Raw genomic sequence first — 16,557 nt, 5'->3', positions numbered from 1 at the left:
GTGACATGAGGCCTGAAGCGAGTGCGATAAGCAGAGTGATTACTCGCCTATTGCGCCGATATTTACGGCCAGTTCACAAAGTGCAGTCAGTCTTGTACCAGACCACGGCGAATGCTTCGGAAACAACGCCTGTTATTAGCCATGAGCGTGAACTCCCCATTGGAGAACACGGTAAATGCCAACCCGCTGCGGATTCTGCGCGCGGCAGCACCCGAATTATCAGGGATACGTGTAGGGTGGAGATGCACAACCGTCGGACTGTGTAGCACTAGGCTTATATTTAGACGCTTCATCTCGTCCACAGTCGCCGGTTGATTCCTCCTCCTGACTGAGTGCTTATTAAGTCACCACAGCAAGCAGGACGCGTAAGTCGCGATACCAGCCCAATTGGCCGGTATTGCTGGACACTGGAGTGGCCAACCACTCTTGACGCACCTGACACCGACCGTGAGAAGTCGTGTGTGCCGAACGCCGTTTCCGGCAGCCCGGAAACCGACGGTACAACATGAAAAGAATGCTGATTAACGCAACTCAACCCGAAGAGTTGCGTGTTGCACTGGTAGATGGCCAACGCCTCTACGACCTGGACATCGAGTCCGGTGCACGCGAGCAGAAGAAGGCCAACATCTATAAAGGCCGGATTACTCGCATCGAGCCAAGCCTTGAGGCTGCCTTTGTCGATTTTGGCTCTGAGCGCCATGGCTTCCTGCCCCTCAAGGAAATCTCCCGCGAATACTTCAAGAAAGCCCCTGAAGGCCGCGTGAACATCAAGGACGTCCTGAGCGAAGGCCAGGAAGTCATCGTCCAGGTCGAAAAAGAAGAACGTGGCAACAAGGGCGCAGCCCTGACCACTTTCATCAGCCTAGCTGGCCGTTACCTGGTCCTGATGCCGAACAACCCGCGTGCCGGCGGCATCTCCCGTCGCATCGAAGGCGAAGAGCGCAACGAACTGCGTGAAGCGCTGAACGGCCTGATCGCCCCGGCCGACATGGGCCTGATCGTGCGCACTGCCGGCCTTGGCCGCAGCAGCGAAGAAATGCAGTGGGACCTCGATTACCTGCTGCAACTGTGGACTGCTATTAAAGAAGCGTCCCTGGACCGCTCCGCGCCATTCCTGATCTATCAGGAAAGCAACGTGATCATCCGTGCCATCCGCGACTACCTGCGCCAGGACATCGGCGAAGTGCTGATCGACAGCGTTGAAGCCCAGGACGAAGCCCTGACCTTCATCCGCCAGGTGATGCCGCAGTACGCCAGCAAGATCAAGCTGTACGAAGACAGCGTACCGCTGTTCAACCGTTTCCAGATCGAAAGCCAGATCGAAACCGCCTTCCAGCGCGTAGTCGAACTGCCTTCCGGTGGCTCCATCGTCATCGATCCGACCGAAGCCCTGGTGTCCATCGACATCAACTCGGCGCGCGCCACCAAAGGCAGCGACATCGAAGAAACCGCCCTGCAGACCAACCTGGAAGCAGCCGAAGAGATCGCTCGCCAACTGCGCCTGCGTGATATCGGCGGCCTGATCGTGATCGACTTCATCGACATGACCCCAGCCAAGAACCAGCGCGCCGTGGAAGAAAAAGTCCGCGAATGCCTGGAAGCCGACCGTGCCCGCGTGCAAGTTGGCCGCATCTCGCGCTTCGGCCTGCTGGAAATGTCCCGTCAGCGCCTGCGTCCATCCCTGGGCGAGAGCAGCGGCATCGTCTGCCCGCGTTGCAACGGCACCGGCATCATCCGTGACGTTGAATCGCTGTCCCTGGCGATCCTGCGCCTGATCGAAGAAGAAGCCCTGAAAGACCGCACCGCCGAAGTCCGCGCGCAAGTGCCGATCCCGGTCGCCGCCTTCCTGCTCAACGAAAAACGCAACTCGATCACCAAGATCGAACTGCGCACCCGTGCCCGCATCGTGATCCTGCCGAACGATCACCTCGAGACGCCGCACTTCGAAGTCCAGCGCCTGCGTGACGACAGCCCGGAAGCCCACAGCGGCCAGTCCAGCTACGAAATCGCCGCGGCTGCTGCCGAAGTCGAAGAAGTCCAGCCAGCCGCCGCGACCCGCACCCTGGTTCGCCAGGAAGCTGCCGTCAAGACCGCGCCGGCCCGTGCCAATGCACCCGTGCCGGCTGAAGCCGCTGCCCCGGTTGCCACGCCTGCTTCCCTGCCGGAACCAAGCCTGTTCAAGGGCCTGGTGAAGTCGCTGGTCAGCCTGTTCGCCACCAAGGAAGAGCCTGCTGCTCCAGCCGTGGTCGAGAAGCCTACCGCTGAACGCCCTGCACGCAACGAAGAGCGTCGCAACGGTCGCCAGCAGAGCCGTAACCGCAACGGTCGCCGTGACGAAGAACGCAAGCCTCGCGAAGAGCGTGCACCGCGTGAAGAACGCGCACCACGTGAAGAGCGTCAACCGCGCGAAGCCCGTGAAGAAGCCCCGGCCGCAGCCCGTGAAGAACGTGCTCCGCGTGAAGAGCGTGCGCCACGTGAAGAACGCGCACCGCGCGCGCCTCGCGCCCCACGTGAAGATCGCAAGCCGCGTGGCGAGCGTGAAGAACGTGTACGTGAACTGCGCGAGCCACTGGACGCCGCTCCAGCCGTGGCCGCCGCTGGTGCTGTTGCAGTGGATACCGCGACGGAAGAACGTCCGGCCCGCCAGCCCCGTGAAGAACGCGCCCCACGCCCACCGCGTGAAGAGCGTCAACCACGTGCCGAGCAAGCTGCCGCCGCCAGTGAAGACGAACTGCTGAGCAACGATGAGCAGCCACAGGAAGATGGCCAGGACAACGCCGAAGGCGATCGTCCACGCCGCCGCTCCCGTGGCCAGCGTCGTCGCAGCAACCGTCGTGAGCGTCAACGTGATGCTAACGGCAATGTGATCGAAGGCTCGGAAGAGACCGGCGAAGCCACTGAAGAAGCAGCCAACAACGAGCCGACCAGCACCGAACTGGCTGCCGGCCTGGCCGTTACCGCAGCGGTTGCCAGCTCGGTCATCAGCGCACCTGCCGAAGCCGAAGCCAACCAGCAGGCCGAACGTGCCACCGCTGCCGTGCAGGAAACTGCCGTCGTCGAAGCACCGGTTGTCGAAGCGACCACCGTGGTCGAAGCACCTGCCGCGCCAGAAGTGGAAGTTGCACCGGTTCACGAAGCCCAGCCTGAAGCTGAAGCCGAAGTCGTGGCCACACCTGCGGTCGTGGTTGAGCCACAGCCTGCGGTTGAAGCGGTTGTCGAAGCGCCAGTTGCCGAGCCAACCCCAGAAGTGCGTGAAGTTCGTGAAGTTCGTGAAGAACAGACCGCCTTCCAGTGGACTGCCGAGCCAGCCGTCGTCGCCGAAGCACCAGCCCCGGCTCCGGTAGAGGAAGCTCCAGCACCTGTCGCCGAACCTGCGGTGGTTGCAGAACCAGTCGTGGTTGCCGAGCCGGCTCCGGTGGTGGTGGAAACCCCAGTGGTAGCCGAAGTGGCCGCCCCAGTGGTCGAAGCCCCTGCCAGCGCCCTCACCGAAAACGGCCGTGCGCCTAACGACCCGCGTGAAGTGCGTCGTCGCAAGCGTGAAGCCGAGCGCCTGCAGAAAGAAGCCGAAGAAGCAGCGGCAGCGGCCCCGGCCGTAGTCGAGGCCGTTGCGCAAGCACCGGCCATCGAAGCTGAAGTTGAGCACACTGCCCCGGTCATCGACGAGAACCTGCGTTCCGTTGAAGAAGTGGTAGAGCACAACCCCAAAGCCCTGGAAGAAGAGCACGAGCCTAAACCCCTCGCCTGATTCCAACGGCAACTAAAAAGCCCCGCCTGAGCAATCAGGCGGGGCTTTTTTATGGGTTCAACGACAGAAATCAAATGTGGGAGCGGGCTTGCCCGCGATGGCGGTAGAGAGAGGCGTGGTGAATTTGAGGCCGCCATCGCTGCCAAGCCACCCCCTACCTGAATTCCAGTGCTTGCGGCACATCCACATCCCACAACACCCCGGGATCATCCACCGGCACCTGCCGAACATCAGCCTGGGCAAACAGGGCCTTGGCACCACGATCCCCCGTCAGTTCCATTAAGGCGAGCCCCAATGCCTGGCCAAATGCAACGGGATGGCCCTGCCGGCCGGCGTGCACCGGCACACTGATCCCATCCACCCGCTCTATCACCCGCTCAATACTCGACGCCTGAATAAACGGCATATCCCCCAACACCACCAGCCAACCCGCTGCCGGGGCACTGGCCGCCACCCCTGCCGCGATGCTGTCCCCCATGCCTGCCGACTCCAGCAGCAACACTTCGCAGCCATGATCCGTGGCCAAACGGATGACCTCGCTGCACGCTGGCGATGTAACGACCCATCGCCCAGTGATGCTGGCCGGCAGATTGAGCAGCACATGCTCGAAGACCGGCCGTGTCACTCCATCACGCCCCACACAATGAGCCAGCAGTTTGTCCTGCCCGCTTTGCGCACGGAACCGGCTGCCCTGCCCCGCCGCCAGGACGATTGCGGTGATCGCACTCGTCAACTGACCGCCTCCCGTACGGGTTTGGCTTGCAACACTTCCACACCGTTCTTGATCGCGACGATGTGCGCCATCAGGGACAAGGCGATCTCTGCCGGCGTATGACTGCCAATATGAAGACCGATCGGGCCGTGCAGCCGCGCAATTGCCTCGGCCCCCAGGCCCAGTAACGCGAGGTTTTCCCGACGCTTGCGGCTATTGAGCTGTGAGCCCAGGGCCCCGATGTAGAACGCCCGGGAGTTCAACGCGGTCAGTAGCGCCATATCGTCCAGGCGCGGATCGTGGGTCAGGGCAACAATGGCCGTGCGCTCGTCTGTCTGGATATTGAGCACCGCCTCATCGGGCATTCCCGGCACAAAGCGCCCGTGCTGTTCTTCCCAGCCATGCACAAACTCCGCGCGGGGATCGCAGATCAGTACTTCAAAATCCAACAGGCGCGCTATCTCTGCCACATAACGCGACAACTGGCCCGCACCGATCAGCAGCAGGCGCCAGCGCGGACCGTAGATGGCCCGCAAACGCTCACCGTCAAAACTGACGATGTCGGACTTGCTCGCCACGCTCAAGCGCACACTGCCCGTCGCCAAGTCCAGTTCCCGCGCCACAATTTCATGGGCCTCACAACGCGCCAACAACTCCGCCACCCAGGCATATTCTTCCACCCGCTCCTCCGTCAGGCGCAAGGTACCGCCGCATGGCAGACCAAAACGCGCCGCTTCGTCGCGGGTGACGCCGTAGGTCACCAACTGCACCGGCGGCCCATTGTCTGGCAGGCGGCCATCGTGCAGACGGGCGATCAGGTCATCTTCGATGCAGCCACCGGATACCGAGCCGATCACCACCCCGTCGCCACGCAGGGCCAGCATCGCCCCCGGCGGCCGTGGTGCGCTGCCCCAGGTCTGGACCACGCTGTACAGCACCACCCGTTGCCCTGCGCGGCGCCACTCCAGCACGCTGCGCAGGACATTCAGATCCACGCTGTCCATCAGGCCTGCGCCTCCTGCTGCCAACCCTGCAACTGATAACGCACCGGCAGGTTACGGATGCGCTTGCCGGTGGCGGCAAATATCGCATTGCACAGCGCCGGCGCAATCGGCGGCACGCCCGGCTCACCCACACCGCCGAGGGGGACCTCGCCTGCCGGAGTGACCAAATGTATGGCAATTTCCCGGGGAGCCAGGGACATACGCGCCACTTCATACATGTGGAAATTGTCCTGCTGGACCTTGCCATCCTTGAAGCTGATTTCTCCCAGGACCGCATTCCCCAAGCCCATGACGCAAGCACCCTCGAACTGCGAGCGGATGCGCTCCGGGTTGATTTGCGGGCCGCAATCCACGGCGATATCCGCCTTGTGCACGATCAGCGTGCCATCACCCTTGACCTCCACCTCGATCACCGCCGCCACATACGTCACAAAGCTGTAGTGCACCGCCAGCCCCAGGCCGCGCCCCTTGGGCAGCGTGCGCCCCCAGCCGGCAGCCTTGGCCGCGGCCTCGAGCACGCCACGCATGCGCGCCGTATCAATCGGGTAACGCTCGGGTGACTCGCCGTAGTTCCACTCTTCACTCAAGGTGCGTGGATCGATCTGACGATCCGGGCCCAGCAGCTTGAGCTGATATTTCAGCGGATCCTGGCCGGCCTTGTGCGCCAGTTCATCGACAAAGCTCTGGATGGCAAAACCGTGGGGGATGTTCGACACCGAACGGTACCAACCCACACGGGTGTGGGCGGCGGCCTCGGGGTTTTCCAGGCGCACATTGGGAATGGCGTACGCCATGTTGGTAAAGCCCATGCCCAATTCAAACGCGGCCTCATGGTTCATACCCGGCGCAAACAGCGCGGTGATGCTCGGCGCCACGGTGCGGTGCAGCCAGGCGGAGGGCATGCCGTCCTTGTTCAGGCCGGACTTGAGGTACTCGGCAGACACGGTGTGAAAGTAGGAGTTATGGATATCGTCTTCACGGGTCCACTGCACGCGCACGGCCTTGCCGGGAAACTCCTTGGCCAGCACCGCAGCTTCAATGATGAAGTCCGGCTTGGACTTGCGCCCAAAGCCGCCGCCCAACAGGGTGACGTGGATCGTGACGTTATCGAATGGCAAACCAAGGCGCTCGGCGACCCGCTCCCGCGTGACCTGCGGCGCCTGGCTCGGCGCCCAGGCCTCGCATTGCCCGTCTTGATAACGGGCCACGGCAACCATCGGCTCCATGGGCGACTGCGCCAGGTGTGGCAAGTAATACGCGGCTTCCAGGGTGCTGTCGGCATCGCTCAGGGCCTGGTCGATGCTGCCGGTATTGCGCACCACTTTGCCGGGCTCAAGGGCCGCGGCTTCCAGGGTCTTGCGGTAGTCGATGGAGTTGTAGCCGGCATTGACGCCGTCCTCCCAGACAATCTGCAGCGCTTCACGCCCCTTGATCGCCGCCCAGGTATTGCTGGCGACCACCGCTACGCCGCCCAAGGGCTGGAACTCCGAGGGCACGGGCCGACTTTCGATTTGCAGGACCTTGATCACCCCGGGGACTTTCAACGCCGCGCTGGCATCGAACGACTTGACCTTGCCGCCATACACCTTGGGCCGCGCAATGGTCGCAAACAACATGCCGTCAAAATGCACATCGGCGCCGTACACCGCCCGGCCGTTGACGATATCGGCACCGTCGATGGCCTTGGTGGCCTCCTTGCCGATATAGCGAAACTCCGATGGCTGCTTGAGCCGCAGACTGTCCCGCGCCGGCACCGCCAGCGCACCGGCGGCTGCAGCCAGGGCGCCATAGCCCAGCTCACGGCCGCTGGGCTGGTGAATCACTTTATGCAACTGCGCACGGCACTCGCCCAGCGGCACTTTCCACTGCTCGGCGGCAGCCTGTTCCAACATGCTGCGCACGGCTGCGCCGCAACGGCGCATCGGCTCGTACCAATGGCGCATGCTGCGCGAACCGTCGGTATCCTGGTTGCCAAAACGCACTTCATCGCCCGGGGCCTGCGCAACCTTCACCAGCGCCCAATCGGCCTCCAGCTCGTCGGCCACCACCATGGTCAGGCTGGTGCGCACTCCTTGGCCCATTTCGGAGCGGTTGCAGATCACGGTGACAGTGCCATCGGTGGCGATGCTGACATACACCTTGGGGTCATCGATCACGCCGTTGGGCATGGCTGCCCCGCCGTATTGCTTCACCTCCTCGGCAAAGGCCTGGGGCAGGCCCCAACTGGCGGCCACCACCAGCGCACCGGTCGCACCGACGCCCTTGAGGAAACCACGACGGCTCAGGTTGTTCAGGGCAAAATTGCTTGGCAACTGGTTCATGCCTTGTCCCCCTGCAGATGCGTCGCGGCCTGGCGGATCGCTGTCTTGATGCGGTTGTACGTGCCGCAGCGGCAGATGTTGCCGACCATGGCCTCTTCAATCTGCGCATCGCTGGGATTGGGGTTGGTTTTCAGCAGTGCCGTAGCCGACATGATCTGCCCACCCTGGCAGTAACCACACTGGGCCACTGCCGTGTCCAGCCACGCTTGCTGCACAACCTGGCCAACCGGGTCATTGTGCAGGTTATCGATGGTGCTGACGTTCTGCCCTTTGACCGAGCCAATAGGCGTGATGCAACTGCGGGCCGGCGAGCCATCGATATGGATAGTGCAGGCGCCGCACAGGCCCATGCCGCAACCGAATTTGGTGCCGTTGTAACCCGCCACATCGCGGATCGCCCACAACAGGGGCATGTCCTCGGTGACATCCAGCGGATGATCTTGACCGTTGAGTTTGAGAGTAATCATGGGCACGCCCGCATAGTGATTGGATTATGGGGTCGAGCTATCTGCCGCTTTCAGGGGAGCGGAGTTGGTTCACGCAGATGGCTCAGGCTAATCGGGCTCTCTTGTGAAGACAGGTGTTGCGTCAGGGAATGTGCATCACTGCAGGAGCGAGCCTGCTCACGAAAAACGCCAGGACACCACGTTGATTCAGAGCGCCCACGTCATCGTTGACGATCTTCGCGAGCAAGCTCGCTCCTACCATTCCCTGCACGAACAACACCGACCTTTCACCGGGCCTTTGATAAACAGTATCTATAAAACGATAAACAGGCATCGTTAGCCTGCTAAGTTAACCCAGCATTAACAAAAAAGCCCTGCAATGCAGGGCTTTGTTCAACACGCTAGAAGCGTAGCTCAATAACGATTGGGCTCCATTTCCAGATCGACCTTGAAGCGCTCGGCGATATCGCGCTGGATGCGTTGGGCCAGGCTGGAAATCTCCAGGCCCGTGGCCGCGCCGTAGTTGACCAGCACCAGCGCCTGCAAGCGATGCACACCAGCATCACCGTCGCGAAAGCCTTTCCAGCCGGCCTTTTCAATCAACCAGCCGGCCGCCAGTTTCACTTGGCCATCGGCCTGGGGGTAAGCCACCAGATCGGGATACTGCAGCTTCAATTGCGTCGCCAGCACCTGGGGCACCAGCGGGTTCTTGAAGAAACTACCGGCGTTGCCCAAGACCGCAGGGTCGGGCAGTTTCTCACTGCGAATGCTGCAAATGGCCCGGCTGACATCGCTCGGTGTCGCCTGGGTAATGCCCTGCTCAGCCAGGCGCTGTTGCACCGGGCCATAGCCGAGTTGCAAGTGCGCCACGCGGCTCAAGGTAAAGCGTACGCGCAGGATCAGCCAGCGCCCCACCTCGTGCTTGAACAGGCTGTCGCGGTAGGCGAAGTTGCATTCTGCTAGGCTGAAATCCCGCAACTCGCCGGTCTGGCGGTCGAGGGCGGTCAGGCCGGCGAACACATCCTTGATCTCGACCCCGTAGGCGCCAATGTTCTGCATCGGTGCCGCACCGACCGTACCGGGAATCAGGCTGAGGTTTTCCAGGCCAGAGAACCCTTGTGCAAGGGTCCACAGCACAAAGGGATGCCAGGCCTCCCCCGCCTCGGCTTCCACCACAACCTGCTGGCCGTCGTCGTGCAGCACCCGGATACCCTGGGTCGCCATGCGCAACACCAACGCCGGGATGTCCTGGGTCAGCAGCAGGTTGCTGCCGCCCCCGATCACCAGCAACGGCAGCTGTTGCGCCGCCGCATAGGCCAGGGCCTCGCGCACATCGGCATCGTTATGGGCTTCGGCGAACAACTGCGCACGCACGTCAATGCCAAAACTGTTGAAGGCCTTCAGGGAAACCTGGGGCTGTACATCCAGGCTCATAAACGCCCCTTCAATTCGATCACCAGCAAATCACAGGCGGCCTCGATCAGGTCCAGGACCTGCTCAAAACCTTGCTCGCCGTCGTAATACGGATCCGGCACTTCATCCACCGCCGAGTCGTAGCGGCGCAGGAACAGGTCCAACTCTGCCTTGCCCTGGGCCGGTTGCATGGCCTTGAGGTTACGCAGGTTGCTCTGGTCCATGGCCAGGATCAGGTCGTAGCGCGCAAAGTCGGCGCGCGACACCTGCTGGGCACGCTGGGCCGACAAGTCGTAGCCACGGCGCAGCGCCGCTTGCTGGCTGCGCTTGTCCGGCGCCTTGCCGATATGCCATTCGCCGGTGCCGGCGGAGGCCACCTCGACCTGGTCGGCCAGCCCGGCAGCCCGCAATTTATGGCGCAGGACGCCTTCGGCGGTGGGCGAGCGGCAGATATTGCCCAGGCAAACAAACAGGACTTCCATCAAGCCCCCAGCAACCGACGCACGCGCTCAAGGTCTTCCGGCGTATCGACGCCGGCCGGCGGGGCTTCCATGGCATCGTCGACATGAATGCGCACGCCGTGCCACAGGGCCCGCAGTTGCTCCAAGGCCTCGGTGTTTTCCAGCCAGCATGGGCCCCAGCTGACGAAGTCATGCAGGAAACCGGCGCGGTAGGCGTAGATGCCGATATGGCGGCGATACGGCACGCCGGCCGGCAAGACGTCACGTTGCCTGGCGAATTCATCGCGCGCCCAGGGCAGGGTCGAACGGCTGAAGGTCAAGGCCAGGCCATTGATGTCACTGACCACCTTGACCACATTGGGGTTGAACAAGGTCTCAATGTCTTCGATCGGTTCGGCCAGCGTCGCCATGCGCGCTTCGGCATGGGCGGCCAGGTTGGCGGCGACCTGGTCGATGACACACGGTGGGATCAACGGCTCGTCGCCTTGCACGTTGACCACGATGGCGTCCGGCGCCAGGCCCAGGTGCGTGGCGACTTCCGCCAGGCGGTCGGTGCCGGAGTTGTGGTCTTCACGGGTCAGCACCGCTTCGGCGCCAAAACCCTTGCAGGCCTCGATGATCCGCAGGTCATCAGTGGCCACCACAACGCGCTGGGCGCTGCTTTTGCAGGCCTGTTCCCAGACCAGTTGGATCATCGGCTTGCCGCCGATCATCTGCAAAGGTTTGCCGGGCAGGCGGGTGGAGGCATAGCGCGACGGGATGACAACAGTGAAGGCAGTGGTCATTTATCCAGGCGCTCGTCGGTCGTCAGGGTACGGGCTTCGCTTTCCAGCATCACCGGGATGCCGTCGCGGATCGGGTACGCAAGGCCTGCGCCTTTGCTGATCAGCTCGGTCTTGTCGGCGCTGAGCTTGAGCGGGCCTTTGCAGATCGGGCAAGCGAGGATATCAAGCAGTTTGGTGTCCATGGGGGTTTCCTGGATAAAAGCGTTTTAAGGCAAAAGTCGAGCCGGCAGCAGGCGCATCAGTTGCGTGTCGAACCAGGCGATAAACGCCGCTGACGGTGCCGCATCGACTGCAAGGTACCACCAGTGTGCCTGGGCAAAGGCGCGGCACTTCACCGCGTCCTTTTCGGTCATGACCAACGGCAGTGACGGCGTAAAATTCAGGACCTCGGCGCTGTAGGGCGCATGGTCGGCAAACGCATGGGGTATCGGCAGCCAGTGTAGCGTTTCAAGGGTATTGAAGAAACGTTGCGGGTTGCCGATACCGGCGACCGCATGCACCCGCTGGCCCAGCGGAAAATGGTCCAGTGGCTGGCGCTCGCCGGTCAGCAGGTTGACCAGGGTGGTGGGTAGCAGGCGGAAGGCAAAGCCATCCTCGCGATCAGCCCCGGCGCCGTTGTAGAGCAGCGCATCGACGCTGCGCAGACGCTCGACCGGTTCGCGCAGTGGCCCGGCAGGCAGGCAGCGGCGATTGCCCAGGCCGCGGGCGTTGTCGATCAGCACCAGTTCAAGGTCACGGGCCAGGCGGTAATGCTGCAGGCCATCGTCGGACAGGATCAGGTCCAGGGTGTCGCTGGCGAGCAGGGCCTGCACCGCACGGCTGCGATCAGGGTCGATCACCAGGGGGACGCCACTGCGCTGCACGATCAGCAAGGGCTCGTCACCGGCCACTTGCGCGCTATCGCTGGCTTGCACCCGCCAGGGCAACTGCGGCGGCTTGGCCCCATAGCCACGGCTGACCACGCCAACCCGCAGGCCACTGCGCTGGCAATGGTCGATCAACCACAGGATCAACGGCGTCTTGCCCGTGCCGCCCACGGTGATATTGCCGACCACGACGATGGGCACCGGTGATTGGTAGATCGTCCCCTCGCCCGCCAGGAACCGGTCGCGCTTGCGCTTGACCACCCGTCGATAGAGCGCCTCCAACGGTTGCAGAAGCTTGAGCGCCGGATGGCCCTCGTACCAGGCCTTGAGCAAACGATCGGACAAGGCCATCAAGGCTGCCCCGCCGCCTCGACGGTGGTCATGCGCAAATGGCTGAAACCGAGCTTGCCGGCAGCATCCATTGCGGTGATCACGGCCTGGTGCGGGGTCTTGCCATCGGCGCTGATGGACAGCGGCATTTGCGTATCACCGCCGGACTCCTTCTGCAGCGCGTCCATTACGCTGGCCACGTCGTTCTTCTCAAGCAACTGGTTGTTCACCGAAAACACCCCTTCGGCGCTGATGGTGATCTCCAACTGCTTGAGCTGCTGGTCTTCGGCCGGCGAACCGCTGACCGCTTCCGGCAGTTCGACCCGCAGTTGGGTTTCCCGGGTAAAGGTGGTGGTGACGACAAAAAACAACAACAGGATAAACACCACATCGATCAACGACGCCAGGTTGATATCGACGGTTTCCCGAGGCTTGCGGCGAAATTTCACGCTTTGCCCTCGACCAGGTCGACGTCACGGTCGCCCTGGACCACTTCCACCAGCTTGATCGCCTCCTGCTCCATACCCACCACCAGTTCATCGATGCGGCGCTGCAGGAAGCGGTGGAAGAATACCGCCGGGATACCCACCATCAAGCCCGCAGCCGTGGTGATCAAGGCCTTGGAAATCCCCCCGGCCAATACCGAGGCGTTGGTGGTCATGCCCGAACCGGTAAAGGCGCTGAAGATATCGATCATGCCCAGCACCGTGCCAAGCAAGCCGAGCAACGGTGCCATCGCGGCGATGGTGCCCAGGGCATTGATATAGCGCTCCAGCTCGTGGATGACCCGGGCGGCGGCTTCTTCAATGCACTCCTTCATGATCTCGCGACCGTGCTTGGAGTTGGCAAGGCCGGCGGCGAGGATCTCGCCCAGGGGGGAATTGGCCCGCAATTCCTTGAGTTTTTCCTTGTCCAGTTGCTTGTCCTTGATCCAGCGCCAGACCTGCCCCAGCAGATGATCAGGGGTCACGCGGCTGGCACGCAGGGTCCACAGGCGTTCGGCAACGATGCCGAGTGCGGCGATGGAGCTCAGAATGATCGGCAACATCATCCAGCCGCCGGATTTGACCAATTCCCACACAGTGAATGTCCCCTCGAAAAAGTGCGCCACTTTAGCATATAGGCTGACGAGGAAGGGCCTGCCCGCCGACAGCCATCATGTCGCAGGCACCGGCCTTTGGTAACTGTCAATGACAGGCGCGCGCCAGAAACGACGCTGGCTGCGTGCCATGACCGGCGCCTGGAAAGCCCCCAGGCGCAGGCGGATGGCGCCCTGCTCGGCGCTGTCATAAATGGCGCTGCGCAAATACCGGTAACGCGCCAGTACTTGCGGGTGCGGATGGCCAAAGGAGTTGCCACGCCCGCGGGAGATCAACACGGCCTTGGGGGCGACTCGCTGGACGAACGGCCATGACGAGGAACTGCGACTGCCATGATGGGGCGCTTGCAGCCAATCGGTGGCGACCGCCAGGGGCGTGGCGAGCAAGGCCCGCTCGGCCTCGCGGTCTATATCGCCGGTCAGCAGCAGGCGCTCACCATTGGCCTGGACTTGCAGCACGCAGGACTTCGCATTGCCGTTGCTGGCATCCGCCCATTGCCACAGTTGGAACGCCACACCGTCCCATTCCCATTGCTCACCGCTGACACAGGCCTGGGTCTGGAGGAACGCTGGCAGGCCCTGGGTTTCCCCGCCCACCACCCGCTTGACCGGCCCCCCCCGCGCAACCGCCGCAGCGCCCCCGGCATGGTCGGCGTCGGCGTGACTGAGCAGCATCAAGTCCACTTGGCCAACCCCCAGCTTGCGCAGCGCCGGCAGTACCACGCGCTCACCGAGGTCGAACTCCCCAAGCCGCGGACCGGCGTCATACAACAGCACGTGGTTGCGGGTGCGCAGCACTATCGACAGGCCCTGGCCGACATCCAGTTGCTCCACCGCTACCTGCCCCAACGGGATCGATTCGCGGGGCGGGAACACCGCCAGCAGCAACAGGGGCCAACCCAGCAGGCGAAAGGGAATGCCCTTGGGCATCAATAACAGCAGTGCCCCCAGCAGGCTCAGCAACCAGTAGCCAACGGGCACCTCGGCAGGCATCCAGGCCGGTACGCGCTCGGCCAGCATGGCCAGGGCCATGAACAGCCAATCCAGTGCGCCACCCGCCAGCCACAGCAGGCCGCCGCCCAGCCACGGCAGCGCCAGCAACAGCGTGCCCGCCAGCGCCAACGGCAGCACCAGCAGGCTGATCCACGGCACGGCAAACAGATTGGCCAGCGGCGCGCTCAAGCTGATAGGCAAGCCGAGGATCAGCAGCAGCGGGAACAGACCAATAGCGATCAGCCATTGGGCACGGGTCCAGGCAAGCCAGGCGCGCCATGGCCCCAGGCGGCCGCCGAAGGCCAGCACCAACACGGCCACGGCGGCAAACGACAGCCAAAACCCCGGTTGCAGGCTGGCCAGCGGTTCGATGATCAACACCGCATTCAGGGCCAGCAGTAGTGGCCACCAGATCCCCAGATGGCGAAACCGCAAGCGCCACAGCAGCACCAGCCCCACCATTACACAGGCCCGCTGCACCGGCACTTCAAAACCGGCCAGCACGCCATAGGCCAGCGCCCCGGCAAATGCCAGGCCGCAGGCCCAAGGCAGCCAGGGCAAGCGCCTGGGCCAGCAGCCGTAGCGGGCCAGCCCGGCCACCAGGGCGTAGATCAAGCCCGACAACAGGCCGATATGTTGACCGGAGATGACCAATAGATGCACGGTGCCAGTGGCCTGCAAAATGCGCCAGTCCTCGGCGGCCAGACCGGAGCCGTCGCCCAGCACCAGTGCAGCCAGCCCGGCTTCGCGCCCCAGGGCATCGACTGCCAACAACTGCTGGCGGATCCCATCGCGCCAGGCATGCCGGGCCGGCGCCAGGCGCTGGCCATCCTTGACCGACCCGATCGCCCCCACACGCTGGGCCAACAGCCAGGCCTCCTGGTCGAAGCCATGGAAATTCAGTAGGCCGGCGGGACGCTTGAGGGTCACCGCCAAACGCCAGCGCTCACCGCTGCGCACTGCGGGGCCACCCTGCCAGCTCACGCGAATACGCTGGGGCAGCCGGTCCTGACGTGACCGGCTGTCGCTCAACTCGAAGCGCACCACCCCATTGGCCTGCTGCGCCAGCCCGCTGACGCGCCCTTCCAGCCAGCGGGTCTGGCCGTCCAGCGCGGGGCTGAGCCGATCGTCGAGGGCTCGTTGCGCGCTGAAACAGGCCCACCCCAGGCCCAACAGGAAAAATGCCAGCGGATAAGTTCGAAACGGCAGCAGCATCAACGCCACCACCGGCAACACCAGCAACCAACCGACCGGCGGCAAGGCAGGCAGCAGGCGCAACGCCAGCAGCCCCAACGCCAGCGCAAACATCCCTGTACGCATGGATCATTCCTTGAAAGTGACCCATTGAGTGTTAGCCGAGTGGTTCCGGGCGGACTATGATTTTTTGTCACAAAGTCTGAATTTCCCGTTCGTAGAATACGGGCATACTTGCCCCTCGAACTGACCTGGACCCCCTATGCCACGGCGCTTATTCAAACGGTACATGCCCGATCCGACCAGCATTCGGGAACACAAGTCCTTACGCTTTCTCGGGACGCTGCTCCATGACCCCAACCTTTGGCACCTCAACCGGCACTCGGTTGCCCGGGCCATGGCTGTCGGCCTGTTTGCCGCCTTCATTCCCATCCCGTTGCAGATGCTGCTGGCGGCCGTCCTCGCCATCTGCGTGCGCGGCAATATGCCCATTGCCGTGAGCCTGGTATGGCTGACCAACCCAATTACCATGCCGGTGGTGTTCTTCTGCACCTACATGACCGGCACCTGGCTGATGAACATCCCACCGCGCACCCTGCCCGACGAACTGACCTGGGAATGGATCAGTGGGCAACTGTCGACCATGTGGCAGCCGTTCCTGCTGGGCTCGGTGGTGATGGGGCTGGTCTTGGGCGCGCTGGCGTACTGCCTGACGATGGTGTATTGGCGGTGGTGGGTGGGTCATCAATGGAAAAAGCGCCAGCAGCGTAATCGATAGAAGGCGGCCCCTCAGTTCAGGAGCAGAGGTGTCCCGGCGGGCGCCATCGCGGCATAGGTATCTACACGACTTTGCCGCAACACCTAAATCCAGGCAGATAGCGCAGTTGTGGCGAGCGGGCTTGTCACAGGAGAGTTCGTCAGTTTCTGAAAGTTGCGTAGATACCTATGCTCATCGCATGCAAGCCAGCTCCCACAGGGGAATGCAGCTGCGCGCTCTGGCGGTGCTGTTGTTCTGTTTTTGATCTGGCTTTTGATCTTGGGCGCCCCGTCAAACCACGATGGCCGCAGGCAGGTATTGCGCAGTGGGCACCCCGGCATGGATGCCGGGGTAGCCGCGACACGGCCATGGATGGCCGATCGCGGCGGGCCCACGGAGCAATGCCTGACTGCGGGCATGCCGAGCCTAGG

The 16,557-nt window shown here is 63.0% G+C and carries 14 protein-coding genes; 2 read left to right on the top strand and 12 right to left on the bottom strand.

Annotated features, from left to right (window positions below; translation table 11 throughout):
- The first annotated feature begins 505 nt into the window (after nucleotides 1–505).
- On the top strand, nucleotides 506–3,745 hold the full coding sequence (gene rne / locus HKK57_RS17460; RefSeq protein ID WP_169390485.1) for a ribonuclease E: 3,240 nt from the start codon (nucleotides 506–508) through the stop codon (nucleotides 3,743–3,745).
- A gap of 154 nt (nucleotides 3,746–3,899) precedes the next feature.
- Here rne and HKK57_RS17455 read toward each other — a convergent pair whose 3' ends face one another.
- The 12 genes from HKK57_RS17455 to HKK57_RS17400 all read right to left on the bottom strand — a co-directional run bounded on the left by HKK57_RS17455 (nucleotide 3,900) and on the right by HKK57_RS17400 (nucleotide 15,495).
- Complete coding sequence (locus HKK57_RS17455) at nucleotides 3,900–4,478, bottom strand: nucleotidyltransferase family protein (RefSeq protein WP_178121977.1); 579 nt, start codon at nucleotides 4,476–4,478, stop codon at nucleotides 3,900–3,902.
- A complete protein-coding gene (locus HKK57_RS17450) occupies nucleotides 4,475–5,461 on the bottom strand; it encodes an XdhC family protein (protein WP_029299707.1) in 987 nt (328 codons plus the stop codon). Before HKK57_RS17450 ends, HKK57_RS17455 begins: the two co-directional genes overlap by 4 nt.
- Nucleotides 5,461–7,782: a xanthine dehydrogenase family protein molybdopterin-binding subunit gene (locus HKK57_RS17445; RefSeq protein ID WP_169390484.1), complete on the bottom strand. Its 2,322-nt coding sequence runs from the start codon at nucleotides 7,780–7,782 to the stop codon at nucleotides 5,461–5,463. Before HKK57_RS17445 ends, HKK57_RS17450 begins: the two co-directional genes overlap by 1 nt.
- On the bottom strand, nucleotides 7,779–8,249 hold the full coding sequence (locus tag HKK57_RS17440; protein WP_029299710.1) for a (2Fe-2S)-binding protein: 471 nt from the start codon (nucleotides 8,247–8,249) through the stop codon (nucleotides 7,779–7,781). The genes HKK57_RS17445 and HKK57_RS17440 overlap by 4 nt, the downstream gene beginning before the upstream one ends.
- Before the next feature lie 393 nt (nucleotides 8,250–8,642).
- Complete coding sequence (murB, locus tag HKK57_RS17435) at nucleotides 8,643–9,662, bottom strand: UDP-N-acetylmuramate dehydrogenase (protein ID WP_154906766.1); 1,020 nt, start codon at nucleotides 9,660–9,662, stop codon at nucleotides 8,643–8,645.
- Entirely contained in the window at nucleotides 9,659–10,123 is a 465-nt protein-coding gene (locus HKK57_RS17430; RefSeq protein WP_029299713.1) for a low molecular weight protein-tyrosine-phosphatase, read from the bottom strand. The genes murB and HKK57_RS17430 overlap by 4 nt, the downstream gene beginning before the upstream one ends.
- Nucleotides 10,123–10,887 carry a 3-deoxy-manno-octulosonate cytidylyltransferase gene (gene kdsB / locus HKK57_RS17425; RefSeq protein ID WP_070994651.1) on the bottom strand — a complete coding sequence of 255 codons (765 nt, stop codon included), beginning with the start codon at nucleotides 10,885–10,887 and terminating at the stop codon, nucleotides 10,123–10,125. Before kdsB ends, HKK57_RS17430 begins: the two co-directional genes overlap by 1 nt.
- Nucleotides 10,884–11,069 carry a Trm112 family protein gene (locus HKK57_RS17420; RefSeq protein ID WP_003174668.1) on the bottom strand — a complete coding sequence of 62 codons (186 nt, stop codon included), beginning with the start codon at nucleotides 11,067–11,069 and terminating at the stop codon, nucleotides 10,884–10,886. The genes kdsB and HKK57_RS17420 overlap by 4 nt, the downstream gene beginning before the upstream one ends.
- Before the next feature lie 24 nt (nucleotides 11,070–11,093).
- Nucleotides 11,094–12,104, bottom strand: a complete 1,011-nt coding sequence (gene lpxK / locus HKK57_RS17415) for a tetraacyldisaccharide 4'-kinase (RefSeq protein ID WP_169390483.1) — start codon at nucleotides 12,102–12,104, stop codon at nucleotides 11,094–11,096.
- Entirely contained in the window at nucleotides 12,104–12,532 is a 429-nt protein-coding gene (locus HKK57_RS17410) for an ExbD/TolR family protein (RefSeq protein ID WP_029299722.1), read from the bottom strand. The genes lpxK and HKK57_RS17410 overlap by 1 nt, the downstream gene beginning before the upstream one ends.
- The gene (locus tag HKK57_RS17405) at nucleotides 12,529–13,164 is read right to left on the bottom strand and encodes a MotA/TolQ/ExbB proton channel family protein (RefSeq protein ID WP_029299724.1); all 636 of its coding nucleotides are present in this window, start codon (nucleotides 13,162–13,164) and stop codon (nucleotides 12,529–12,531) included. The genes HKK57_RS17410 and HKK57_RS17405 overlap by 4 nt, the downstream gene beginning before the upstream one ends.
- A 75-nt stretch (nucleotides 13,165–13,239) precedes the next feature.
- Entirely contained in the window at nucleotides 13,240–15,495 is a 2,256-nt protein-coding gene (locus tag HKK57_RS17400; protein ID WP_237150383.1) for a DNA internalization-related competence protein ComEC/Rec2, read from the bottom strand.
- 136 nt (nucleotides 15,496–15,631) lie between these two features.
- Here HKK57_RS17400 and HKK57_RS17395 point away from each other — a divergent pair, with 136 nt between their 5' ends.
- Nucleotides 15,632–16,147, top strand: coding sequence for a DUF2062 domain-containing protein (locus tag HKK57_RS17395; RefSeq protein ID WP_029299728.1), 516 nt, complete (start codon nucleotides 15,632–15,634; stop codon nucleotides 16,145–16,147).
- Nucleotides 16,148–16,557: the final 410 nt, after the last annotated feature.

Source organism: Pseudomonas sp. ADAK21, from assembly GCF_012935735.1.
Classification (GTDB): Bacteria; Pseudomonadota; Gammaproteobacteria; order Pseudomonadales; family Pseudomonadaceae; genus Aquipseudomonas; species Aquipseudomonas proteolytica.
This window is presented reverse-complemented; position numbering and strand designations above follow the sequence as displayed.